This window comes from Planococcus notacanthi, from assembly GCF_030407825.1.
Taxonomy (GTDB): domain Bacteria; phylum Bacillota; class Bacilli; order Bacillales_A; family Planococcaceae; genus Planococcus; species Planococcus notacanthi.
In genome coordinates this window covers 63604-88340 of record NZ_JASDCQ010000006.1, presented here as the reverse complement: position 1 = coordinate 88340, position 24737 = coordinate 63604, and the positions used below count along the sequence as shown (strand labels likewise).

The 24737-nt window shown below is 47.1% G+C and carries 23 protein-coding genes and 1 riboswitch; all 23 genes read left to right on the top strand.

Translation table 11 applies throughout. The features are described 5' to 3' along the window. Positions 1-394 precede the first annotated feature (394 nt). The 23 genes from QMA01_RS16775 to gatC all read left to right on the top strand — a co-directional run bounded on the left by QMA01_RS16775 (position 395) and on the right by gatC (position 24718). A complete protein-coding gene (locus QMA01_RS16775; protein WP_422766037.1) occupies positions 395-919 on the top strand; it encodes a DUF2179 domain-containing protein in 525 nt (174 codons plus the stop codon). Next, the gene (locus tag QMA01_RS16770) at positions 916-1104 is read left to right on the top strand and encodes an NETI motif-containing protein (RefSeq protein WP_290187143.1); all 189 of its coding nucleotides are present in this window, start codon (positions 916-918) and stop codon (positions 1102-1104) included. Before QMA01_RS16775 ends, QMA01_RS16770 begins: the two co-directional genes overlap by 4 nt. Before the next feature lie 85 nt (positions 1105-1189). Next, positions 1190-1290: riboswitch (purine riboswitch) on the top strand. Positions 1291-1427: 137 nt separating this feature from the next. Beyond that, a complete protein-coding gene (gene purE / locus QMA01_RS16765) occupies positions 1428-1916 on the top strand; it encodes a 5-(carboxyamino)imidazole ribonucleotide mutase (RefSeq protein ID WP_290187141.1) in 489 nt (162 codons plus the stop codon). After that, positions 1913-3037, top strand: a complete 1125-nt coding sequence (purK, locus tag QMA01_RS16760) for a 5-(carboxyamino)imidazole ribonucleotide synthase (RefSeq protein ID WP_290215523.1) — start codon at positions 1913-1915, stop codon at positions 3035-3037. The genes purE and purK overlap by 4 nt, the downstream gene beginning before the upstream one ends. Before the next feature lie 16 nt (positions 3038-3053). Then, positions 3054-4349, top strand: coding sequence for an adenylosuccinate lyase (gene purB / locus QMA01_RS16755; protein ID WP_191716834.1), 1296 nt, complete (start codon positions 3054-3056; stop codon positions 4347-4349). Between the two features lie 16 nt (positions 4350-4365). After that, on the top strand, positions 4366-5082 hold the full coding sequence (gene purC / locus QMA01_RS16750; protein ID WP_191716833.1) for a phosphoribosylaminoimidazolesuccinocarboxamide synthase: 717 nt from the start codon (positions 4366-4368) through the stop codon (positions 5080-5082). Then, entirely contained in the window at positions 5079-5333 is a 255-nt protein-coding gene (gene purS / locus QMA01_RS16745; protein ID WP_290215522.1) for a phosphoribosylformylglycinamidine synthase subunit PurS, read from the top strand. The genes purC and purS overlap by 4 nt, the downstream gene beginning before the upstream one ends. Beyond that, a complete protein-coding gene (gene purQ / locus QMA01_RS16740) occupies positions 5330-6013 on the top strand; it encodes a phosphoribosylformylglycinamidine synthase subunit PurQ (protein ID WP_191716831.1) in 684 nt (227 codons plus the stop codon). The genes purS and purQ overlap by 4 nt, the downstream gene beginning before the upstream one ends. Beyond that, positions 5997-8222, top strand: a complete 2226-nt coding sequence (gene purL / locus QMA01_RS16735) for a phosphoribosylformylglycinamidine synthase subunit PurL (RefSeq protein WP_290215521.1) — start codon at positions 5997-5999, stop codon at positions 8220-8222. The genes purQ and purL overlap by 17 nt, the downstream gene beginning before the upstream one ends. Next, entirely contained in the window at positions 8198-9619 is a 1422-nt protein-coding gene (gene purF, locus QMA01_RS16730; protein WP_191716829.1) for an amidophosphoribosyltransferase, read from the top strand. The genes purL and purF overlap by 25 nt, the downstream gene beginning before the upstream one ends. A 12-nt stretch (positions 9620-9631) precedes the next feature. Next, positions 9632-10693 (top strand): phosphoribosylformylglycinamidine cyclo-ligase, encoded by a 1062-nt coding sequence (gene purM, locus QMA01_RS16725; RefSeq protein WP_290215520.1) that lies wholly within the window; start codon positions 9632-9634, stop codon positions 10691-10693. Then, positions 10683-11255, top strand: a complete 573-nt coding sequence (gene purN, locus QMA01_RS16720) for a phosphoribosylglycinamide formyltransferase (RefSeq protein WP_191716827.1) — start codon at positions 10683-10685, stop codon at positions 11253-11255. Before purM ends, purN begins: the two co-directional genes overlap by 11 nt. Before the next feature lie 33 nt (positions 11256-11288). Then, on the top strand, positions 11289-12821 hold the full coding sequence (gene purH / locus QMA01_RS16715) for a bifunctional phosphoribosylaminoimidazolecarboxamide formyltransferase/IMP cyclohydrolase (RefSeq protein WP_191716826.1): 1533 nt from the start codon (positions 11289-11291) through the stop codon (positions 12819-12821). A gap of 15 nt (positions 12822-12836) precedes the next feature. Then, on the top strand, positions 12837-14084 hold the full coding sequence (purD, locus tag QMA01_RS16710; RefSeq protein ID WP_191716825.1) for a phosphoribosylamine--glycine ligase: 1248 nt from the start codon (positions 12837-12839) through the stop codon (positions 14082-14084). 207 nt (positions 14085-14291) lie between these two features. Next, positions 14292-14882 carry a GNAT family N-acetyltransferase gene (locus tag QMA01_RS16705; protein WP_191716824.1) on the top strand — a complete coding sequence of 197 codons (591 nt, stop codon included), beginning with the start codon at positions 14292-14294 and terminating at the stop codon, positions 14880-14882. A gap of 149 nt (positions 14883-15031) precedes the next feature. After that, on the top strand, positions 15032-16762 hold the full coding sequence (locus tag QMA01_RS16700; protein WP_191716823.1) for an adenine deaminase C-terminal domain-containing protein: 1731 nt from the start codon (positions 15032-15034) through the stop codon (positions 16760-16762). A gap of 4 nt (positions 16763-16766) precedes the next feature. Beyond that, positions 16767-17786, top strand: a complete 1020-nt coding sequence (locus QMA01_RS16695; protein WP_290215519.1) for a DUF3048 domain-containing protein — start codon at positions 16767-16769, stop codon at positions 17784-17786. Between the two features lie 32 nt (positions 17787-17818). After that, on the top strand, positions 17819-18139 hold the full coding sequence (locus QMA01_RS16690; RefSeq protein ID WP_191716821.1) for a YerC/YecD family TrpR-related protein: 321 nt from the start codon (positions 17819-17821) through the stop codon (positions 18137-18139). Between the two features lie 75 nt (positions 18140-18214). Beyond that, entirely contained in the window at positions 18215-18907 is a 693-nt protein-coding gene (pcrB, locus tag QMA01_RS16685) for a heptaprenylglyceryl phosphate synthase (protein ID WP_191716820.1), read from the top strand. Positions 18908-18947: 40 nt separating this feature from the next. Beyond that, complete coding sequence (pcrA, locus tag QMA01_RS16680; protein WP_191716819.1) at positions 18948-21161, top strand: DNA helicase PcrA; 2214 nt, start codon at positions 18948-18950, stop codon at positions 21159-21161. Between the two features lie 15 nt (positions 21162-21176). Next, positions 21177-23183 (top strand): NAD-dependent DNA ligase LigA, encoded by a 2007-nt coding sequence (gene ligA, locus QMA01_RS16675; protein WP_290215518.1) that lies wholly within the window; start codon positions 21177-21179, stop codon positions 23181-23183. 12 nt (positions 23184-23195) lie between these two features. Continuing rightward, a complete protein-coding gene (locus QMA01_RS16670; RefSeq protein ID WP_191716817.1) occupies positions 23196-24326 on the top strand; it encodes a CamS family sex pheromone protein in 1131 nt (376 codons plus the stop codon). 101 nt (positions 24327-24427) lie between these two features. Beyond that, complete coding sequence (gene gatC, locus QMA01_RS16665; RefSeq protein WP_146559265.1) at positions 24428-24718, top strand: Asp-tRNA(Asn)/Glu-tRNA(Gln) amidotransferase subunit GatC; 291 nt, start codon at positions 24428-24430, stop codon at positions 24716-24718. The last annotated feature ends 19 nt before the right edge of the window (positions 24719-24737 follow it).

Sequence of the window (24737 nt, the reverse complement as noted above, 5' to 3'; positions counted from 1 at the left end):
CAAAATCTTGGTCTTTTTATTAGCTATCCTATTCTTTTCAACAAAAAAGCACAGCGTTATTCCCTTAAGCGCTTAAGAGGACAGATCAAACTTTACTGAAGTATTGCCTATTGCCTCAAACAATTTCTTGCTCATGCTTTTTCTCCTATAAACAACCTCAGAGGATAAGAAGCTGCTTTTCCTGCTCCATCGCGGCTTGAAAAGATGATAGAGGAGGTAAAATCATAAAATTTCTTCCCTCTCTATCTAAAGAAGGTAAAAAATATTTGATTCCCTTTATACAGTGTGGTTTCTCCGTCTTTTCTCTCTTGCATTCTCTCGTTTTTTCGCCTAAGATGAACATTAATTATTGTTGAAAAGTGAAAGGGTGTAGAAATTGGATGTAAATCCGTGGATGATGGTGTTAATCATTTTTTCGATCAATATCGTATATGTAACTTTTTTTACTGTACGGATGATTATGACTTTAAAAGGTTATCGCTATTTGGCTGCCGCCGTCAGTATGGTGGAAGTTGTTATTTATATAGTAGGGCTTGGATTGGTTCTTGATAATCTGGACCAGATTCAAAACTTGATTGCTTATGCTTTAGGATATGGGTCCGGTGTAGTAATTGGTTCCAAAATCGAAGAAAAAATGGCTCTTGGCTATATTACTGTAAACGTCATCACGAGTGAGGCAGGTGAATACCTGCCGAACCAACTTCGAGAAAAAGGGTATGGTGTAACAGATTGGAATGCGAATGGCCGTGACGGTGGCCGACAGTCGATGCAAATTTTGACACCTCGCAAAATGGAACTCAAATTGTATAAAGCCATACAGGAAATTGATCCAAAGGCGTTTATCATTGCCTATGAGGCGAAGACGATCCATGGTGGATTTTGGGTGAAAACAGTGAAAAGGGGCAATTTGTATAAATGAGAAAGAATACAGTATGGTTTGAAGTTGAAGAAAATGAATCCATCTCAGATTGTTTGGATCGCATGCGAGAAAAAGGGTATGCGGCTGTAGGGCGGAAAGAAGAGCCGTTGTTCGAAGAAATAAACGGTCAACCCGTGCCAATACGGCAAATCGTTAAATTTAAAGGAAGTAAACTGAGCGAATAACATTTTAGATCTAATAAACACGAACGATTCGATAACCGTATAAATAATTGTTCGACTTTATTATTGACGTACTTTCATGGAGTTGTTATGATAAAAGAGGATACCCCATATATGCAGAAGAATTGGCTTCTGCGTCTCTACCAGGACACCGTAAATGTCCGGACTATGCGGGAAAGCAACTTAGTGGATCGTTAAGCGAAGGAGAGGTCTCTCTATGTCCTCATCCATAAATCGTTTCATGTACAGTCCTTAAGTAAACTGCTTTTCACGTTATGTGAGCAGTTTACTTGAGGGCTTTTTATTTTTTAAAGGAGAGTGTTTCAATGAATCCGCGAATTGGCGTCATTATGGGAAGTACGAGTGATTGGGAAACAATGAAGCATACGTGTGATGTGTTGGATGAACTGGGTGTGGCCTATGAAAAGAAAGTGGTTTCCGCACACCGTACACCGGATTTGATGTTCAGCTATGCTGAACAAGCTCGGGGGCGTGGGCTTCACGTCATCATTGCAGGGGCAGGAGGGGCTGCGCATTTGCCAGGTATGGTAGCAGCAAAGACTACATTGCCGGTTATCGGCGTACCCGTTCAATCAAAAGCATTAAACGGCTTGGATTCCTTGTTATCCATAGTCCAGATGCCAGGCGGTGTGCCAGTGGCTACGGTAGCTATCGGCAAAGCGGGTGCTGTCAATGCCGGGTTGCTGGCAGCTCAAATAATAGGCACGGTTGATGAAGCAGCGGCACAAGCGCTGCAGGACCGGCGTGACCGGACAGCTGCTGCTGTGATGGAAAGTTCAGGTGACTTGATATGAAGAAAACGATTTTGCCAGGACAGACAATCGGTATTATCGGCGGTGGCCAATTGGGACGGATGATGGCACTGGCAGCAAAAGAAGCCGGATTTAAAATTGCGGTTCTTGATCCCGGAATGGATTCTCCAACCGGCCAAGTGGCTGACATTCAAATCATTGCGCCTTTTGATGACCAACAGGCTTTAGAGGAATTGGCTGAAGTCAGCGATGTCATTACGTATGAATTCGAGAACATCGATGCAGAAGGATTAACGAAGCTTTCAGAAATTGCTTACGTACCCCAAGGAGCCGAATTGATTCGAGTGACGCAGAACCGGATTTTGGAGAAACAGGCCATTTCTGAAGCGGGCGTGACTGTAGCGGATTACATTACAGCTTCAACATTTCAGGAACTGAAGGAGAAGAGCAGTCAGCTGTCATTTCCTTTTGTTGTAAAGACGGCACGTGGCGGTTACGACGGCAAAGGACAGCAGACGGTTTCTTCTCATGACGAGATGGATCTGGCTGAAGCTTTATTCGATAACGGTGAATGTGTAGCAGAAGCATTCGTTGAATTCACGAAAGAGATTTCAGTGATCATCCAACGGAATGTGCATGGAGAAACGGCGATTTTGCCGATCGGTGAAAATATCCACAAAGATCATATCCTCCATCAGACCATTGTTCCAGCACGTATTGATAAAGAGACGGTCGATTTGGCAAAGCAGGCAGCTGAGAAAATCGCGGCTCAGCTGAACATGGTCGGTACTTTGGCGGTTGAAATGTTCGTTTTGGAAAACGGCGGCATCATTGTCAATGAGCTGGCACCGCGTCCCCATAACTCTGGGCATTATTCAATCGAAGCGACGAACATCTCGCAATTCCATCAGCATGTCCGTGCAGTTTGCGGATGGCCGCTGCGGCAGCCCATTTTATGGTCTGAAGCGGTGATGGTCAATATATTGGGTGAACATGTTGCGCCGCTCACTTCAAAAATCGCACAATTCCCGAATTGGTCGGTTCATTTGTACGGAAAAGATGAAGCGAAGCAGAAACGGAAGATGGGACATGTTACGATATTAACGGAAGACTTAAAGGCGACTTTAAGTGAAATAGAGACATCCGGCATTTGGCCGGAATAATTGGAGGAACTTTAAAATGATCGCACGCTACACAAGACCTGAAATGGGCGCAATTTGGACGGATGAAAACAAATACAATGCATGGCTGGAAGTTGAAATTCTGGCATGTGAAGCTTGGGCTGAAATCGGTGATATTCCGAAAGAAGATGTAGCGAAAATCCGCAAAGACGCTTCTTTCTCAGTAGACCGTATTCTGGAAATTGAAGAAGAAACCCGCCACGATGTGGTTGCTTTTACAAGAGCAGTATCTGAAACGCTTGGCGAAGAACGCAAATGGGTTCATTACGGATTGACGTCAACAGATGTTGTGGATACAGCTTTGTCTTATTTATTGAAACAGGCGAACGTCATTATCCGCAAAGACTTGACAAACTTCATCGAAATTCTCGCAAATAAAGCAAAAGAACACAAAATGACAGTCATGATGGGCCGTACACACGGTGTCCATGCAGAACCGACGACGTTTGGTTTGAAGCTGGCATTATGGCATGAGGAAATGAAACGCAACCTGGAACGGTTTGAGGCTGCTGCTGCTTCTATTGAAACCGGCAAGATGTCCGGAGCAGTTGGAACTTACGCCAATATCGATCCATTTGTTGAAGCGTATGTCTGCAAAGAGTTAGGCCTTGCGGCATCACCGATTTCAACACAAACTTTGCAACGCGATCGCCATGCACAGTATTTGAGCGTTCTTGCTTTGATCGGTTCATCGATCGAAAAATTCGCTACGGAAATCCGCGGCCTTCAGAAATCAGAAACGCGTGAAGTAGAGGAATTCTTTGCTAAAGGCCAAAAAGGTTCATCGGCAATGCCTCACAAACGCAACCCGATCGGATCTGAAAACATGACAGGGCTTGCTCGTCTAATCCGTGGCTATATGCTGACAGCTTACGAAAACGTCTCTTTATGGCACGAGCGGGACATTTCGCATTCATCTGCAGAGCGGGTGATTTTGCCGGATGCGACGATTGCATTGAACTACATGCTGAACCGTTTCGGAAACATCGTCAAAAACTTGACGGTATTCCCTGAAAACATGAAACGCAATATGGATTCAACGCTCGGGTTGATTTATTCGCAGCGTGTCCTATTGGCTTTAATCGATAAAGGGATGGCTCGCGAAGCGGCTTATGATACTGTTCAGCCATGTGCAATGGAAGCCTGGGAAAACCAGACGCATTTCCGCAAAATCGTGGAAGCAAACGACACCATTACAGCTAAATTGTCTAAAGAGGAATTGGATGATTGCTTCGATTACAACCATCACCTGCAGCAAGTGGACATGATCTTCAATCGACTTGGACTAAACTAAACGGGGGCTTCTAAAAATGGAAAAAGGTCAGCTATTGTACGAAGGAAAAGCAAAACGCTTATATGCAACGGATGAACAGGGAATTTTGTGGGTGGAATATAAAGATTCAGCAACGGCTTTCAACGGTGAAAAGAAAGAGGAGATCGCCGGCAAAGGCATTTTGAACAATAAAATCACGTCACTGATTTTCACGAAATTGCAGGAAGCGGGCATTGCTTCTCATTTTGTTAAGCAATTGTCTGACCATGAACAATTGGTGCAGCAAGTCAGCATCATTCCATTGGAAGTGGTGGTCCGCAACATCACAGCCGGCAGCATGGCCAAACGCCTTGGAATTGAAGAAGGCGTCGCCATCAGCCGCCCGGTCGTAGAATTTTACCTGAAAGATGATGACTTAGGCGATCCGCTGATTACGGACGAGCATGTCGACATGCTGAACTTGGCGACTGCAGAAGAAGTGGCTGAGCTTAAGGAGAAAGCACGGAAAATCAACGAAGTGTTGATCGGTTTCTTCAAAGAAATCGGTGTGGATCTGGTCGATTTCAAAATTGAATTTGGCCGTGATACAGCGGGCAACATTCTATTGGCAGATGAAATCTCGCCGGATACGTGCCGCCTTTGGGATATGGAAACGAAACAAAAATTGGATAAAGATGTATTCCGCCGCAATCTGGGGAATTTGACTGAAGCGTACGAACTCATTTTAACTCGTCTAGGAGGACAACATTCATGAAAAAAGTAAAAGTATACGTAACACTGCGCGAAAGCGTTTTGGACCCGCAAGGTTCTGCAGTTATGGGCTCTCTTCATAAAATGGGCTATGGTGAAGTGGAAGACGTACGGATCGGCAAATACCTGGAACTGGTCATCGGAGACAGCGATCGGGATGTGGATGCCCTAGTCAATGAATTGTGCCATCGTTTATTAGCCAACACGGTGATTGAAGATTATCGATTTGAAATTGAGGAGGTTGTCTCGCAATGAAATTCGCAGTGATTGTTTTCCCTGGTTCCAATTGTGATTTGGATATGTACCACGCGGTGAAGGATGAATTGGGTGAAGAAGCGGAATACGTATGGCATGACTCAAAAGATTTGAGCAGCTACGATGGCATTTTGCTGCCAGGCGGATTCTCATACGGCGATTACTTGCGTTGCGGCGCCATCGCTCAATTCTCGGGTGTTATGGATGAAGTGAGAAAAGCGGCAGAAGCAGGAAAACCGGTTCTGGGAATCTGCAATGGCTTCCAAATCTTGACGGAAGCAGGCCTGTTGCCTGGCGTCTTATTGCGCAACAAAAACCTGAAATTCATGTGTCGTACGGTCGGATTGAAAGTTGAGAACAATAATACTTTGTTCACAAACGAATACGAGCAGGGACAGGAAATCCAAATTCCAATCGCACACGGAGAAGGCAATTATTTCTGCGACGATGCGACTTATAACCACCTCAAAGAAAACAATCAAATCGTCTTTAGCTATGCAGATGATTTTAACGGCAGCCGCAATAACATCGCGGGCATCATCAATGAACGTGGAAACGTTCTCGGCATGATGCCGCATCCGGAACGCGCCGTATCCGATTTGATCGGCGGCACAGATGGATTGGCTTTATTCAGATCAATTGTAAAACAGTGGAGGGAAGCAAATGTCAGTCATGCTTGAACCAAATGCAGCTCAGATAAAGGAACAGAAAGTTTATCAGCAAATGGGCTTGTCGGATGCGGAATTCGCCATGGTCGAAGAAATCCTGGGAAGACTGCCGAACTACACGGAAACCGGGTTGTTCTCGGTCATGTGGTCTGAACATTGTTCTTATAAAAACTCGAAACCGGTTTTGGCGAAATTCCCGACTAAAGGAGAACGTGTCCTGCAAGGGCCAGGAGAAGGAGCAGGGATTGTGGACATCGGCGACGGGCAAGCAGTCGTCTTCAAAATGGAATCCCATAACCATCCTTCTGCCATCGAACCTTATCAAGGGGCTGCTACTGGCGTCGGCGGAATTATCCGCGATGTCTTCTCCATGGGTGCACGGCCGATTGCGTTGCTGAACTCGCTGCGTTTCGGCGAATTGACCACTCCACGAGTGAAATATTTGTTTGAAGAAGTAGTTGCCGGAATTGCCGGTTACGGAAACTGCATCGGCATCCCGACTGTTGGCGGCGAAGTCCAGTTCGATGATTCGTATGACGGCAATCCGCTGGTCAATGCCATGTGTGTCGGTTTGATCAATCACGAAGATATCCAAAAAGGCATTGCTAAAGGCACTGGCAACCCGGTGATGTACGTTGGCGCTAAAACAGGTCGTGACGGTATCCACGGAGCCACTTTTGCTTCTGAGGAGCTGACAGACGGCTCTGACAAGAACCGCCCGGCTGTACAGGTGGGAGATCCATTTATGGAGAAGCTGTTACTGGAAGCCTGTCTGGAATTGATCAAATCGGATGCATTGATCGGCATTCAGGATATGGGTGCGGCCGGATTGACTTCATCTTCAGCTGAAATGGCTTCTAAAGCCGGATCCGGCATCGAGATGGACCTGGACCATATTCCACAGCGTGAAACTGGTATGACCGCTTACGAAATGATGCTTTCTGAATCACAGGAGCGTATGCTCATTGTCGTAAAAGCAGGCCGCGAGCCTGAAATTGTCGAGTTGTTCGAGAAATATGGCCTGGATGCAGTCACTGTCGGCACCGTGACAGATGATTCCACACTTCGTCTGAAGCACAAAGGGGAAATCGTCGCAGAAGTACCGGTTGATGCTCTTGCAGAAGACGCACCGGTTTACCACAAGCCATCAGCAGTACCAGCTTATTTTACTGAATTCCAACAGTTGGACAATGCAGAACCGAAAATCACAGATTACAATGAAACCTTGACGGCGTTATTGAAACAGCCGACCATCGCTTCAAAAGAGTGGGTCTACGATCAATATGATCATCAAGTACGCACAAGTACAGTCGTCAGCCCGGGATCGGACGCAGCAGTGGTCCGTGTCCGCGGCACCAATAAAGGCCTTGCCATGACAACGGATTGCAACTCCCGCTATATCTATTTGGATCCGGAAACCGGAGGGAAAATCGCTGTGGCGGAAGCGGCGCGCAATGTGGTCGTTTCGGGTGCAAAACCTCTTGCCATCACCGATTGCCTGAACTTCGGAAACCCGGAGAAACCAGAGATTTTCTGGCAGCTTGAAAAAGCGGCAGACGGTATGTCTGAAGCCTGTACAATCCTGGATTCTCCAGTTATCGGCGGAAACGTCTCGTTGTATAATGAAACCAATGGCACTGCCATTTACCCGACGCCGACCATCGGCATGGTGGGCCTTGTTGAAGACCTTTCGCACGTAACGACACAAGATGCGAAAAAAGTAGGCGACTTGGTCTATTTGATCGGGGAAAGCTTTACGGAGTTCGGTGGCAGTGAGCTGCAAAAAATGGTCGAAGGACGTATTTTCGGCAAAGCACCGGTTATCGATTTGGCAGTGGAAGCAAAACGCCAACAGGAAATCCTGTCAGCTATCCAGCAGGGGCTTGTTGCTTCGGCACATGATGTTGCAGAAGGCGGCGTTGCCGTTGCATTAGCCGAAAAAACTTTCGGCAACGGATTGGGAATGGATGTTACCTTGTCAGGTTCAGCGACAACAGCTTTATTCAGCGAATCGCAATCACGTTTTGTGGTGACGGTCAGCCCTGAAAAAGCAGCACAATTTGAAGAGATGGTATCAGATGCCAAGAAAATCGGCCAAGTCACGGGAGACAACTTAGTCATCAACGGCGAAGATGGCACGGCTTGGATCAATGGTTCAGTCGCTGCACTTCGCTCAGCTTGGAAAGGAGCTATCCCATGCTTGCTGAAATCAGAAGCTTAAATGAAGAATGTGGCGTCTTTGGAATATGGGGCCACCCAAATGCGACTCAATTGACCTATTACGGATTGCATGCACTGCAGCATCGCGGCCAGGAAGGTGCTGGAATTGTGTCGACGGACGGGGAGGGGCTTCGTCCATTAAAAGGTGAAGGCATGGTCAGTGAAGTCTTTACGCCTGAAAAGATTGAAAAGATTGCAGGGCATGGCGCGATTGGCCATGTACGGTATGCAACAGCAGGGGGCAGCGGCATTGAAAATGTGCAGCCCCTGCTCTTTAATTCAACGACCGGTAGTTTGGCAATTTCCCATAATGGCAACTTGGTCAATGCCACGCAGCTGAAAGGCCACCTGGAACGCCAAGGAAGCATTTTTCAAACAACTTCCGACACGGAAGTGCTGGCTCATTTAATCAAACGAAGCGGTTATGCAACGTTTGAAGAAAAAGCGAAAAATGCCTTGTCCTTATTGAAAGGTGCCTTTGCCTGCGTTATTTTGACGGAAGAAGCGATGTATATTGCTTTGGATCCGAACGGACTGCGCCCTTTATCTCTTGGAAGACTTGGAGATGCCTGGGTGACGGCATCGGAAACTTGTGCTTTTGATATAGTCGGAGCGGAATTTGTTCGTTCGGTTGAACCTGGTGAGTTTTTGATCATCACAAAAGATGGCCTGCGCGCAGAACGCTTTGCATATCCGGAAGAACGGGCAATCTGTACGATGGAATACGTATATTTCTCGCGTCCTGATTCGGATATCGACGGCATCAATGTCCATACCGCAAGAAAGCGCCTCGGCGTTCAATTGGCGAAGGAAGTGCAGATTGAAGCGGATGTCGTGACGGGTGTTCCGGATTCCAGTATTTCGGCAGCCATCGGCTATTCGGAACAAAGCGGCATTCCCTATGAATTGGGATTGATCAAAAACCGTTATGTGGGGCGCACATTTATCCAGCCTTCGCAGGACTTGCGTGAACAAGGCGTGAAAATGAAATTATCGCCTGTCCGCCAAGTAGTGAAAGGCAAACGCGTCATTATGGTGGATGATTCAATCGTCCGCGGCACGACTTCACGGCGCATCGTCAACTTGCTGAAAGAAGCAGGCGCCACGGAAGTACACGTTGTCATCAGTTCACCGCCCATCAAGAATCCATGTTTTTACGGCATTGATATCAGCACGGCAGGCGAATTGATTGCCGCCAACAATACGGTAGAAGAAATGCGTGAAATTATCGGAGCGGATTCACTGACATTCCTGTCGGTGGATGGCATGGTCCAAAACATCGGGCGAACAGATCCCGGTTCGAAATGCGGACACTGCCTCGCTTGTTTTACAGGGGAATACCCAACCAATATTTATCCGGATACAGTGTTGCCGCATGAAAAAGAAAAAGTGAAATAAGGGGGAACCGGTGTGTCAAAAGCATATGAAAAAGCAGGCGTCAATATCGAAGCAGGCTACGAAGCGGTCAACCGCATGAAATCCCATGTGGAGCGGACAGCACGCAAAGGAATGCTGGGTGCATTTGGGGGCTTCGGCGGCATGTTCGATTTATCTGAGCTGAATTTGAAAGAACCGGTTCTTGTTTCCGGAACGGACGGCGTCGGCACGAAACTGAAGCTGGCATTCATGGCGGACCGCCACGATACAATCGGCATCGATTGTGTCGCCATGTGCGTTAATGACATTGTTGCACAAGGTGCGGAACCTTTATTTTTCCTTGACTATATCGCAGTCGGCAAAGCGGTTCCTGAAAAGATAGAACAAATCGTCAAAGGTGTAGCGGACGGCTGTGTCCAGGCCGGTGCTGCATTGATCGGCGGGGAAACTGCTGAAATGCCTGGGCTCTATGAAGAAGACGAATACGATATCGCCGGTTTTGCGGTGGGGGCTGCGGAGAAATCCAAAATCGTCACAGGAGAAAAAATCACTGCGGGTGATGTCCTGATCGGCCTTGCTTCCAGTGGTATCCATTCCAACGGCTATTCGCTGGTTCGCCAGATCGTTTTCGAACAAAACAACTTTACGCTTGAACAAACGGTTGAAGGCTTTGAATCACTTGGTCCAATTGGTGGCGCACTGTTGACGCCAACTAAAATATACGCAAAAGCAGTAGCTGCCATCAGCAACAAAACCGGCATTCATGGCATGGCCCATGTGACAGGCGGTGGCTTTATCGAGAACATCCCGCGGATGATGCCGGAAGGATTAGGTGCAGAAATCACGATCGGCAGCTGGCCGGTTCTTGATATTTTCACCCTATTGAAGGAAAAAGGGGAACTTGCGGACCGCGATCTGTATTCGGTCTTCAATATGGGCATCGGTTTTGTTCTGGCGGTTGATCCAGAAGATGCGGAACAGGTGCTGAAAACAGCTCGGGAGAATGGTGAGCAGGCTTTCCCTATCGGCCGCGTCTCAAAAACGGCAGGCGTTCAATTCCAAGGTGAACAGGACGGCACATTGGATGAGCACTAAACCGAAAATTGCTATCTTTGCGTCAGGAAACGGTTCTAATTTCCAAGCCATTGCCGACGCTATTGCCGGCGGCAGTCTGCAGGCGGAATTGGTGCTTGCTGTGACCGATAAGCCACAAGCTTATGTAATAGAACGTGCACGCAAGGCAGGAGTGGCGTCTTTCGCTTTTAAGCCGTCTGAGTTTGAATCCAAGCAGCTTTACGAGCAGATGCTGAAAGAAAAACTGCAGGAGCTCGGAGTGGAATGGATCGTTTTGGCCGGTTACATGCGCTTGATCGGTCCAGTTCTGCTGGCAGCTTATGAGAACCGCATCGTCAATATTCATCCCTCTGTGCTTCCGGCGTTTCCGGGGAAAGATGCCATTGGCCAAACATTGGCAGCAGGTGCGGAAAGAGCAGGCGTTACTGTACATTTCGTGGATGCCGGCATGGATACAGGCAGCATCATTACGCAGCAGTCATTCCTGGTTGCAGGACGTGGGCGTGATGAAGTCGAGCAACAGATCCATCAGATTGAACATGAATTATATCCTGCAACTTTGCAGCAATTATTCGACCGGTAAAATTGTCGGTCTTAATCTATAGGAGGACTATTTGTGAAAAAAAGAGCATTACTCAGCGTATCGGATAAATCCGGGATATTGGAATTTGCACAAGAATTGGAAAAGATGGGCTACGAACTTTTATCGACAGGGGGAACGAAGAAGTTTCTTGAAGAGAATGGGGTTTCCATCACTGCAGTAGATGAAATCACTAAGTTTCCTGAAATTTTGGGAGGCCGTGTAAAAACCTTGCACCCTCTTGTACACGGTGGATTGTTGGCCAAACACGATGATGCCGATCACCAAAAACAAATGGCTGAAAACGGCATTTCACCGATTGACATCGTCTGTGTCAACCTGTACCCATTTCGTGAAACGATCGCCAAACCGGATGTCACTGTGGATGATGCAATTGAAAACATTGATATCGGCGGACCGACGATGCTGCGTTCTGCTGCAAAAAATCATGCTTACGTCACTGTTATTGTCGATGCAACCGATTATGAAGCAGTATTGATTGAATTACATAATGGTCAAACCACACCTGAAACGCGGCGCCGATTGGCAGCGAAAGTTTTCCGCCATACAGCCGCTTATGATTCTTATATCTCCAACTATTTGACTGACCTGACGGGCGAAGAATACCCGGATCAATTGACGCTTACTTATGAATTGTCCCAAACGCTTCGCTACGGGGAAAACCCTCACCAAAAAGCCGCTTTCTACCGCAGCCCGCTTGGATCGGATTTTTCAATTGCCAATGCCGACCAATTGCATGGCAAAGAGCTTTCCTATAACAATATCCAGGATGCCAATGCTGCTCTTCAAATCATTAAAGAATTCAAGATGCCTGCAGCAGTCGCTGTCAAACACATGAACCCATGCGGCGTCGGTACAGGCGAAACGATTGCAAATGCTTTCACAAAAGCTTACGAAGCCGACTCAACTTCCATTTTTGGCGGGATTGTGGCATTGAACCGTGAAGTGGATGCAGAGACAGCCAAGCAATTGGCGACGATCTTCCTTGAAATCATCATCGCTCCAGCATTTTCAGATGAAGCCATCGAATTGCTGACACAAAAGAAGAACATCCGTCTTTTGACGATTCCATTCGATAGCCAAACCACAGACAAATGGAACACCGTTACCGTTGAAGGCGGCTTGTTGATCCAACAGCCGGATGTCTACGGATATGATGATGCAGATATCCACATCGCAACAGAACGCCAGCCGACAGCAGCAGAGCTTGAAGCGCTAAAGCTTGGTTGGAGTGTTGTGAAGCATGTTAAATCGAATGCCATCGTCGTCTGCAATTCGGAGATGACATTAGGGATCGGTGCGGGCCAAATGAACCGCGTAGGATCGGCTAAAATTGCGTTGGAGCAGGCGGGCGAAGCAGCTCAAGGAGCCATCATGGCATCAGACGCATTCTTCCCGATGAACGATACAGTGGAAGCTGCTGCACAAGCAGGCATTAAAGCCATCATCCAACCGGGCGGATCCAAGAAAGATCAGGATTCGATCGATAAAGCGAACGAATACGGGATTGCCATGGTCTTTACAGGCGTCCGTCATTTCAAACATTAATCGAGGTGGAGCAAAATGAAGGTATTGGTTATTGGAAGAGGCGGAAGGGAACATGCCATTGTCCGGCAGTTCTCGAAATCCCCGTCGGTCACGAAAGTTTTTGCAGCTCCTGGAAATGATGGGATGCAGGAAGACGCTGAAATAGCGGCAATCGATGAAATGGATTTTGCCGGTCTGGCGGACTTTGCTCAACAGCAAGGAGTGGACTTCAGTTTTGTTGGTCCTGAACAGCCATTGTCAGAAGGCATCGTCGACTTTTTTGAAGCCAAAGGGCTGCGCATTTTCGGTCCATCCAAACAAGCTGCACAAATTGAAGGCAGCAAAGCTTTCGCGAAAGAATTGATGGAGAAATACAGCATTCCGACTGCTGGCTATGAAACTTTTACAGAAGTTGCTCCAGCCATCGCTTTTATCCGTCAGCACGGAGCACCGATTGTCATTAAAGCAGATGGTCTGGCAGCCGGTAAAGGAGTCGTTGTGGCGTTAACGGAGGAAGAGGCTGTTTCTGCTGTCAATGACATGCTGGAAGGGCAGAAGTTCGGCGAATCGGGATCCAAAGTGGTCATTGAAGAATTTTTGGATGGCGAAGAGTTTTCGTTCATGTCATTTGTCCAGGCTGGCCGGATTTATCCGATGGTCATTTCGCAGGACCATAAGCGGGCATTTGATGGTGACCGTGGACCGAATACCGGCGGCATGGGTGCCTACTCGCCTGTTCCTCAAATATCACAGGAAATTGTCGATGAGACTTTCACAAAAATTGTGGAACCGGCAGTCCAGGCAATGGCATCGGAAGGGACGCCTTTTAATGGCATTCTTTATACTGGAGTCATTTTGACCAAACAAGGCCCAAAAGTCATCGAATTCAACGCGCGTTTTGGAGATCCGGAAACGCAGGTGGTCCTGCCGCGCATGAAATCTGACTTTGGTCTCTTTATGGCTGCGATTTTGAGCGGAAAGCCGGCCGAGTTGGAATGGGATGATCAGGCAGTGCTTGGTGTAGTCATTGCAGCGGAGGGCTATCCGGAAACAGTCGAAAAAGGCACTCCTTTGCCTGACCTATCAAAGCTTTCCGGCGTTGAAGTGACACATGCAGGCACGAAGCGTTTGAACGGTGGATATGCCGGCAATGGAGGGCGTGTGCTGCTCGTTTCAGCGAGTGGGCCTTCTATCCGGGGCGCTCAGGACAAAGTGTATGAACAACTGGACAGCCTGCCTTGGGATGGCTTTTTCTACCGAACGGACATCGGATGGCGTGCATAATGATTTTTTATATGATATAATTTTAGGTGACACAAATTCGACAAGAAGATGTGTCATTTTTTTTATTGCCTGTCCTTAGGTGATAAAAGTAAAGTTGAGGATTTTCAACAGCCCACGTTTACCTCTATTTAAACTCCAGAATGGCAAACCCATTACGACCCCAGAAACAAAATCAGCAGGGCACTTAAACTTGAAAGGAGACAGATTATGAATTGGTATGAAAAGTTAAATCAGTACTTTCCAGTCGAAGAAATGAAATCAAAAGAGCATATGGATACGTTATTGAAGGAAAAAGGCAGCGTCTATTACAAAGATGAGGGTCCTTATCATGTGTTGATGTATGCGGAATTCCCGAATTTCACGTTTGTCGATTATTTATTCGTATCAAAAGAATCACGCGGCATGGGACTTGGCAAAAAGACGCTTCAAATGTTGAAGGATAAAAACAAACCGATCATCCTTGAAGTAGAACCGGTCAATTACGAAGACACTGACACGGAAAAACGCCTGCGTTTTTATGCGCGCGAAGGATTCGAACACGCATCATCGATTGGATATTGCCGTCGTTCTTTGGCGACGGGGGAAGAAAATTCAATGGAAATCCTTTACTGGACTCCGGGGGGAGAAACAGAAGAAGAGATTTTCGAAGGCATGAAGAAAATGTATCAGGATATCCATACCTATAAAGACGAACAGTTCTACGGCGAATCTTATGATTCGGTTGCAGACGTTTTGACTTTCCAGGAAGAAGAAAAAACAGATGTCTTAAAACCATTCAGCGATCCTGTTGAAAAATAATGAATTTCTAAGATCCACGCATTCTGCGTGGATTTTTTGTGTCCGGATTTAATCAGAATGTTCGTGTTTTTGCAGGCAAAACCTGTAATTGCGTGCATAATTATGCTACTATATTAAGTATTGAACTTGTAGAAAGAAGGTGCCGGCAAATGGTTAATCCTCTATGGAAAAATACAGAGATTCGCAAACAGTTGAAAATTGTTACAAAAGAAACAGCGCCGGATCTCGTTTTGACAAACGCAACATATCTTCATGGAATTTTTAAGAAATGGATGACAGGAAATATATGGATTGCTGATGATCGTATCGTCTATGCAGGAAAAGAAATGCCGAAAGTGGATGCTTCGACGGAAGTAGCAGATATGACCGGCAAATACATCGTTCCTGGATACATAGAACCTCATGTCCATCCTTCACAGTTATACAATCCCATAAGCTTTGCCGATCATGCGGCACAGGGCGGAACGACGATGTTCCTTTCCGATAACCTCACGCTTTTTTTAGCATTGGAAAATGAGAAAGCGTTTTCATTGTTGGACCAGATGGCGGAATTGCCGTTCAGTTTTTATTGGTGGACGCGTTTTGATTCCCAGACAGAGTTGAATGAGGAAGACCGATTATTCACTTCCAAATCAGTGGGCGAATGGCTGGATCGCCAAGATGTATTGCTCGGCGGCGAATTGACGGGCTGGCCGAAACTGATGGCGGGTGACGACCAGATGCTGTACTGGATCCAAAAAGCCAAAATGGGGCTGAAAAAAATTGAAGGGCATTTCCCAGGTGCGTCAGAGAAAACATTGGCTCGCATGCGGCTGCTTGGAGCAGATGGCGACCATGAAGCGATGACTGTGGATGAAGTGGAAATGCGCCTGCTTCATGGCTATGGAGTCACACTCCGCCACTCTTCCATTCGGCCGGATCTTCCGCATTTGCTGAAAGGGATTGTCGAGCGCGAGTTGAACGTCTTCGATAAATTGATGATGACGACAGACGGTTCAACGCCAGCCTTTCATTTGGATGGTGTCATGGACCTGTGCATCAAAATCGCCCTGGAGGCCGGTGTACCGGCGATCGACGCCTATATGATGGCATCTTATAATGTCGCCCGTTATTATAACGTAACAAGCCTCCACGGATTGATTGCGACAGGCCGTTACGCCAACTTGAACATTCTTGATACATTAGAAAATCCGGTCCCTTCAGGTGTTATTTCAAAAGGGGTTTGGCTGAAGAAAGACGGAGAAAAAGTCCTGTCTTTACCAGATATCGATTGGTCGATTTTTCCGGATCTTGAAATCGACTATGAACTGACGGATGACGACTTCCAGTTTTCGATGCCTTTCGGTATTGAAATGGTCAATGATGTCATCACGAAACCCTATTCTGTCAGTGTTGACACGCATGACTCCAATTTATCAAAAACACATGATGAAAGCTTTTTAATGCTGATCGATAAAAAAGGCAAATGGCGCGTCAATACATTGATTAAAGGTTTCGCACCGGGACTTGATGGGTTCGCATCTTCCTATACGACGACGGGCGATATTATCCTGATCGGCAAAAATCGTGAAGATATGTGGATTGCCTTCAATGAATTGAAACGCCTGAAAGGCGGCATCATCCTGACGGAAAATGGAGAGATTATAGAATCTCTGCCGCTGCCCTATGGCGGAGTGATGTCGGATTTGCCGATGGAACAATTGATCGTCCAGGAACAGGCCTTGAAGAAAGCATTGAAAGAACGCGGCTACAAGCATGGCGATGCTGTTTATACCTTGCTGTTTTTGCAGGCGACTCATCTGCCATATGTCCGCGTGACACAAAAAGGCATTTACGATGTCATGAATAAAAAGATCCTGTTTCCGGCGTTCATGAGGTAATGATATGAAGAATTGGATTTTTGCCATGCTTATTTTACTGGTGCTCGCTGTATTTGCTGCAGGTTTTTGGATAATCATGAAAGAAGACCCGGAAGAGCAGCCACCGGTGGAGAACTCATTGACAATTGCCCCATACACTGGTGAAAAAGCGACTCCTCCGACCAATCGCCGAACGGTCATGGCAGTCATCAATAATCATCCGGATGCCCGTCCGCAAACCGGATTGGGTGAAGCGGATATGGTTTTTGAAATGATTGCAGAATACGACATCACCCGGTTTTTGGCTTTGTACCAAAGTGATTTTCCGGAAACCATTGGTCCCATCCGCAGTGCAAGGGAGTATTTTGTCGAGTTGGCAGCTGCTTCTGATGCTTTTTTTGTTGCTCATGGCTACAGCCCCGCTGCTCAAGTGATGCTGGAATCTGGGGTGGTTGACCACGTGAATGGCATTCAACATGATGGCACTTTGTTTCAGCGGTCAAGCGATCGTGTTGCTCCCCATAACTCTTATATCACTGCGGAAAATATCGAAACAGCCATGGGGAATGTGCAGGCTTCAACTGAATACAGATGGAAATCACCTTATTATTTCTATGACTCGGCGGAAAATGCTAAACTTAAGGAACAGGCTCTTTCGGTAAGCGTAGCGTACGGGACAAACGAGTTGTTTTTCAATGAGTATACATATGACAGCAAGTCACATCTATACAGCCGATCGTCCGGTAGCGTACCGACAACCGATAAAGAGACCTTGGAAACAGTGAAAGTCTCAAATGTTTTGGTTTTTGAAGCGCCGCACGAAACTGTCGATTCTGAAGGGCGCCAGTCAATTGATCTGGAAAACGGTGGAAAAGCGCTGTTGTTCCAGGCGGGCGGCGTCCGTGAAATAGAATGGAGTTCGATAGACGGGATGCCCGTACCGACAGAAGACGGTGAGACGGTGAAATTGGTGCCGGGGAAAACCTGGTTCCATGTTGTTCCGACTGCACCCGGTATGGAACAGTCCGTCAGCTATACGCCTTGATGTTCGTAGCAATGAAAGGATGATGAAGCTGCATGCAAGTTGATAAAATCAGAGGCCATCAGACAGATCAGCTGATTGAAGCGATCCTGGCTTTGAAGGATAAGGAAGAAGCTTACCGCTTTTTCGATGATCTATGCACAATCAGTGAAATTCAATCGCTGTCACAGCGTTTGGAAGTAGCACATATGCTTCGTATGAAAAAAACATACGAAAAAATCAAGAATGAAACGGGTGCCAGTACCGCGACTATTTCACGTGTCCGCCGTTGCCTTAACTACGGAAATGATGGCTATGATGAAATGCTTGGGCGCCTGTATCCCGACGAAAAACCGTTTGAACTTCCAAAAGACTGAACAGAGAACCGACTCTGTTCGGTTTTTTTGTTATAATAAATAGATGATAATCGATGTAAAGTCAGGTGAAATTAAATGGACTTCAAAACATGGCGGCATGTCTTTAAATTAGATCCGGCTAAAGAGATTACGGATGGACATTTGGAACGAATTTGCAGATCCGGGACCGATGCCATCTTGATTGGCGGCAGTGATAATGTCACACTCGACAATGTCCTTGAATTGACGGAACGCATACAAATTTATAATCTGCCGATCGTTATGGAAGTGTCGACAATTGATTCTGTCGCGCCCGGCTTTGATTACTATTTCATCCCGACGGTGCTTAACAGTGATGATCCGCAGTGGATCAAAGGTTTCCATCATCAAGCTATTAAAGAATACGGTGAGATATTGGAATGGGACGAAATGGTGGCGGAAGGCTATTGCATTTTGAATGCGGACTGTAAAGCCGCCAAACTGACCGGAGCCAAAACGGATTTATCGGCGGATGATGTCGTGGCTTATGCCCGGCTGGCCGAACATTTTTTCCGGCTGCCCATTTTTTATCTGGAGTACAGCGGCATTTACGGCGATATGGAACTGGCAGGGAAAGTGAAAGAAGTTCTGGACGAAACCCGTATGTTTTACGGAGGCGGAATCGATTCAGCTGATAAGGCGAGAGCAGCACTTGCTGCTGCTGATACCATCGTCGTCGGCAATATCATTTATGAAAACATCGAAAAAGCGATTGAAACCGTAGAGGCAGTTGCGGAAACGGCTGACTAATCGCTATAATAATAAGAACGAATGTTCGAGGTGGTGCACAATGGAATTAATAACGAAGAACTTACTGAACGGAATGAACCCGGAACAAGCGGAAGCGGTCAAAACGACTGAAGGCCCTCTATTGATCATGGCGGGTGCAGGCTCGGGGAAAACACGCGTGCTGACACATCGCATCGCTTATTTGGTGCTGGAAAAACAAGTTTACCCATCCAATATCCTGGCGATTACTTTCACCAATAAAGCGGCGCGCGAAATGCGGAACCGCATTGATGGATTGCTGGGGCATGGAACAGGGCAGCGCATGTGGGCTTCAACGTTCCACTCGATGTGCGTACGGATTCTGCGTCGCGATATCGACCGCATGGGCATGTCAAAGAATTTCTCGATTCTGGATACGACCGACCAACTGACAGTCATCAAGAATGTCTTGAAACAGCAGAACCTGGATCCGAAACAATATGAACCTCGGACGATGCTGAATGCCATTTCATCGGCGAAAAACGAATGCATCGATGCGGCGCAATTTGCAGCTGACATGAATCAGTTCAATCCGTATGAAAAGACGGTTTCTGAAGTTTATCTGGCTTACGAAAAACGCCTGAAGAAAAACCAATCGCTCGATTTTGACGATCTGATTATGACGACGTTGAATTTATTCAATACGGTCCCGGAAGTGCTGGAATATTACCAGAATAAATTCCATTACATCCACGTCGATGAATACCAGGATACCAACAATGCCCAATACCAATTGGTCCAGAAGTTGGCCAGCAAATTCAAGAATATTTGCGTGGTCGGGGATTCGGATCAGTCGATCTATCGCTGGCGCGGAGCGGATATCACCAACATCCTGTCATTTGAAAAAGATTACCCGAATGCCAAAGTGATCATGCTCGAGCAGAATTACCGCTCGACTAAGCGCATTCTGCAAGCAGCAAACGACGTGATCCAGAAGAACACCAGCCGTTATCCGAAAGAGTTGCGCACCGACAACGATGAAGGCCCGGCAATCACTTTGCATAAAGCGGGAGACGAGCGCCAGGAAGCACAGTTTGTCGTGCAGACGATACAGAAATTGATGGATGAAGAACATTATAAGACTTCGGATTTTGCAATCCTTTACCGGACCAACGCACAATCCCGTATCATGGAGGAGATGTTCGTCAAATCGAATATGTCCTATACCATCGTCGGTGGAACGAAGTTCTACGACCGCAAGGAAATCAAAGACTTGCTGGCGTATTTGCGGTTGATTGCCAATAATGACGATGATTTGTCATTGGCCCGTGTCATCAATGAACCGAAGCGTGGCATTGGGGCGACTTCTTTTGAGAAGATGGCGCGTTTTGCGATTGAACAGGACCGCACCATCATGGATGCTTTGCAGGAAGCCGATTTTATGGGGCTGACCCCTAAAACGGCACAGACCGCCCTCGAGTTCCGCACGATGATCGACAGCTTTACGCAAATGCAGGAGTATTTGTCGGTAACGGAATTGGTGGAGGAAGTGCTGAAAAAATCAGGCTACCGGCACATGCTGCAAATCGACAAAACGATTGAAGGCGAAAGCCGCCTTGAAAACCTGGAAGAGTTCCTGTCGGTGACAAAAGCATTTGAAAAACAAAGCGATGATAAATCACTGGTTGCCTTTCTGACAGATTTGGCATTGATTTCAGATATCGATTCCTTGGATGACGAGGAAGATGCAGACGGTCCGATCATTTTGATGACGATGCACGCAGCGAAAGGATTGGAATTCCCTGTGGTCTTCATCATCGGCCTGGAAGAAAACGTTTTTCCGCATTCACGGTCAAATAATGACGACGAGGAATTGGAGGAAGAGCGGCGCCTGGCTTATGTCGGCATCACCCGTGCTGAGAAACGGCTGTATTTGACGCATGCGTCTTCCCGCACGCTATTCGGGAAAAGCAATTACAATATGCCGTCCCGATTCATCTCGGAGATTTCGGAGGAACTGATTGAACAAACGACAGCCCATCACCGGGCCGGAGCTGCGACCAGCTATAAGCAGGCACCGAAGCGTCTCGCTGTATCGCGTCCTGCCTACCAGCAATCGGGTGGCGATAAGCACGGTTGGCAAACAGGCGATAAAGCGAAACATAAAAAATGGGGCACCGGCATGGTCGTCAGCGTCAAAGGCGAAGGCGAACAAATGGAACTGGATATCGCTTTCCCAAGCCCTGTCGGCATCAAACGCCTATTGGCCAAATTTGCGCCGATTGAAAAAGTATAATCGGGAGGAAACCCTATGGATCGCATAAAAGCGGAAGAACGTGTAAATGAACTGAACGAACTGCTCCGGAACTATGGCCATGCTTATTACGTATTGGATAAGCCGGCTGTACCGGATGCCATCTATGATCAATTGCTGAATGAATTGATCGACTTGGAAACACTGTATCCCGATTTGATTTTTCCGGATTCGCCGACACAGCGCGTCGGCGGAACGCCGATTTCCAATTTCGACAAAGTGACGCATGAGCGGCCGATGTTGAGTTTATCGAACGTCTTCGGCGAAGAGGATCTGCGTGAATTCGATAAACGGGTGCACAGTGGAGCTGGAAACGGAATCGAATATGTCTGTGAACTGAAAATTGATGGACTTGCCGTGTCGCTGATGTATGAAGACGGTAAATTCGTCAAAGGCGCAACACGCGGAGACGGCCGTATCGGTGAAGACATAACCGTCAATCTGCGGACGATCCGTGCAATTCCTTTAAAATTAAAGCAGCCGGTGACGCTTGAAGTGCGCGGCGAAGTTTTCATGCCGAAAAAATCCTTCCATGCTTTGAATGAGCAGCGGGGAGAACGCGGTGAAGAGCTGTTTGCCAATCCGCGCAATGCGGCAGCAGGTTCACTGCGCCAGTTGGACCCGAAAATTGCAGCAAGCCGCAATCTCGACGTCTTCATCTACGGAATCGGAGGAGACGGAGAGACCTATGGTTTGACTGAACATGATGAATCGCTCAATTACCTGAGTGAGCTCGGATTCAAGACCAATCAGGAGCGCCAAGTGTGTTCAACTGTGGAAGAAGTTTTGGCTTATATCGAGAAATGGACAGAAAGCCGGACCAAGCTGTCTTATGAAATTGACGGCATCGTCATCAAAGTCAATCGTTTTCTTCATCAGCAGGACCTTGGATTTACAGCGAAAAGCCCGAAATGGGCCACTGCCTATAAATTTCCTGCAGAAGAAGTCATGACCATTGTCCGCGACATTGAATTGAGTGTCGGACGGACAGGTGTCGTTACGCCGACAGCCATACTGGATCCGGTAGCTGTTGCAGGAACGACTGTCCAACGGGCTTCATTGCACAACGAAGATCTAATTAAGGAAAAAGATATTCGCATCGGCGACAAAGTCATTATCCGAAAAGCGGGAGATATAATCCCGGAAGTGGTTTCGGCTATCGTTGAGCAGCGGACAGGAGAAGAACTTCCTTTTGAGATGCCCGAAAACTGTCCGGCCTGTGACAGCGAGCTTGTCCGTATTGAAGGAGAAGTAGCCCTTAGGTGCGTCAATCCGCAATGCCCTGCACAAATAACGGAAGGGCTGATTCATTTTGTATCCCGCAATGCCATGAATATTGACGGGCTGGGCGAAAAAGTGATTGAGCAATTATACCGGGAAGGCCTGATCCGGGATATTTCCGACATCTATAAACTGACCAAGGACCAATTGCTTGAGTTGGATCGCATGGGCGATAAGTCAGCTTCCAACCTGATTGCGGCGATCGATGCTTCCAGAAGCAACTCAATGGAGAAGCTGCTGTTCGGTTTGGGCATCCGCCATGTTGGCGAAAGAGGAGCCCGCATTCTATCCGAGCATTACGGAACCATGGGACAGCTGATGGCAGCGTCCAAGGAAGAACTGGTTGAAATCCATGAAATTGGCGAAAAGATGGCCGATTCCATTGTCACGTATTTTGATAATGAAGAAGTTCGCGCATTGATGGAACGTTTGCGCGAGACAGGCGTCAACTTAACATACACCGGCACACGCATCCGCGTAGAGGCAGGCGCCAATGCTTTCGCAGGCAAGAAAATCGTTTTGACTGGCAAATTGGAACAAATGACGCGACAGGAAGCCAGCGCACAGATTGAAGCGCTCGGCGGCAAACTGTCAGGAAGCGTCAGCAAGAAAACCGATTTGCTGATTGCCGGTGAAGAGGCGGGCTCCAAGCTCGACAAAGCACTCGAGCTGAAGGTGGCCATTTGGGACGAAGAACGTCTCATTGAGGAATTGAATAAATAAGGGGATTTTAAGATGAAACGCATATGGTGGATTCCGATCAGCTTGCTGCTGTTAACGGGATGTGTTCCTTCCGGGACTGATGAGGAAGCGGAAGTGATAAATGAAAAAGAAGAAGTCGAGACGGCCATTATTCCAAGCATGCAGTTGGACGATCAGTTTTACCGTACACTTCTGCCATATAAGGAAAGCGCTACAAGAGGGAAAATCGTTAATCGGCTGAACTCCCGCTATGATATTGCCGAAACCGAAAACGGGTTGCTGCGTTTGTCGCAGAAGCAATTTTCTCCTGACGATTATTATTTTCAGGAAGGCCAAATGATCACTGATGAAGATGTGACTTCTTGGCTGCAGCGTACGAGCAAAGACAATCCGGCGGGGTTGAATCCTGCAGACGGCCGCTCAGGTGAGCAAAAGAAAGCAGGCGAACGTCCGCCTGCGGAAATCCTTGCCCATGTCATTGAACAGAATTATTTGGTGAAGACAAAAGAAGACACCATAAGGCTCGGCGGAATTTCGGTCGGGCTTGCATTGAACTCGGTTTACTACAGTTCGGAAAACGATATCGCCTATGAAGAGGAAATTCCACAAGAGCAGATTGAAAAAGAAGGCAAGCGCATGGCTGATGAAATCGTCAAGCGCCTGCGTGAAAAAGAAGGTTTGGGAGACGTTCCAATTGTAGTGGGTCTCTTTAAACAAAACTCGCGAAATACTATGGTGCCCGGAACCTACTTCTCATATGGTGCTGCCCCGGGAGGCGAACAAGCTATTGCCGGCTGGAACGCAGTAAACGAAAACAACGTGTTGTTTCCTACTTCCGGTTCGGATGAACGTTACCGTGATATCGATACGGCATTCCGCAACTTCAAGCAGGACGTTGAAATCTACTTTTCCAATTTCACCAGTGTCATCGGTACTGGTCATTATCAGGAAAACCAATTGAAAGAATTAAAGATTGAAATCCCAATCCAATTCTATGGCGCTGCCGAAGTGATCGGATTTACACAATATGTCACGGGACTGGTCGTGGATCATTTCCCTGAAAACGTACTGATCGAAGTCAGTGTAACCTCTACCAACGGACCAGAAGCGTTGGTCTTGCGAAAAGCAGGAGAAACCGAACCATTTGTTCACATTTACGAATAAATTGCATGAAAACGGGGATGGCCATGCGGCTGTCCCTATTCATTTTTTTAGAAAAATGTTATGATATAGCGTATGTTTACTGAATCCGGAGGTGTAGAAAAATGGCGAAAATGACTAAAGAAGAAGTAATCGAAGTCGCTCATTTGGCGAGATTGGCAATTACTGATGAAGAAGCGGAGCATTTTGCAGATCAATTGGAAGCAATTACGAATGCAATGGAGTTGCTGAATGAACTGGATACAGAAAACGTCGAGCCGACCACTCATGTCTTGCAGATGGTCAATGTATTGCGCGAAGACAAATCCATCCCTGGATTGGACCGCGAATTGATGTTGAAAAACGTAAAAGAACATGAAGGCGGACAAGTAAAAGTCCCAACAATCCTGGAATAACCGGAAGGAGGAACCATAG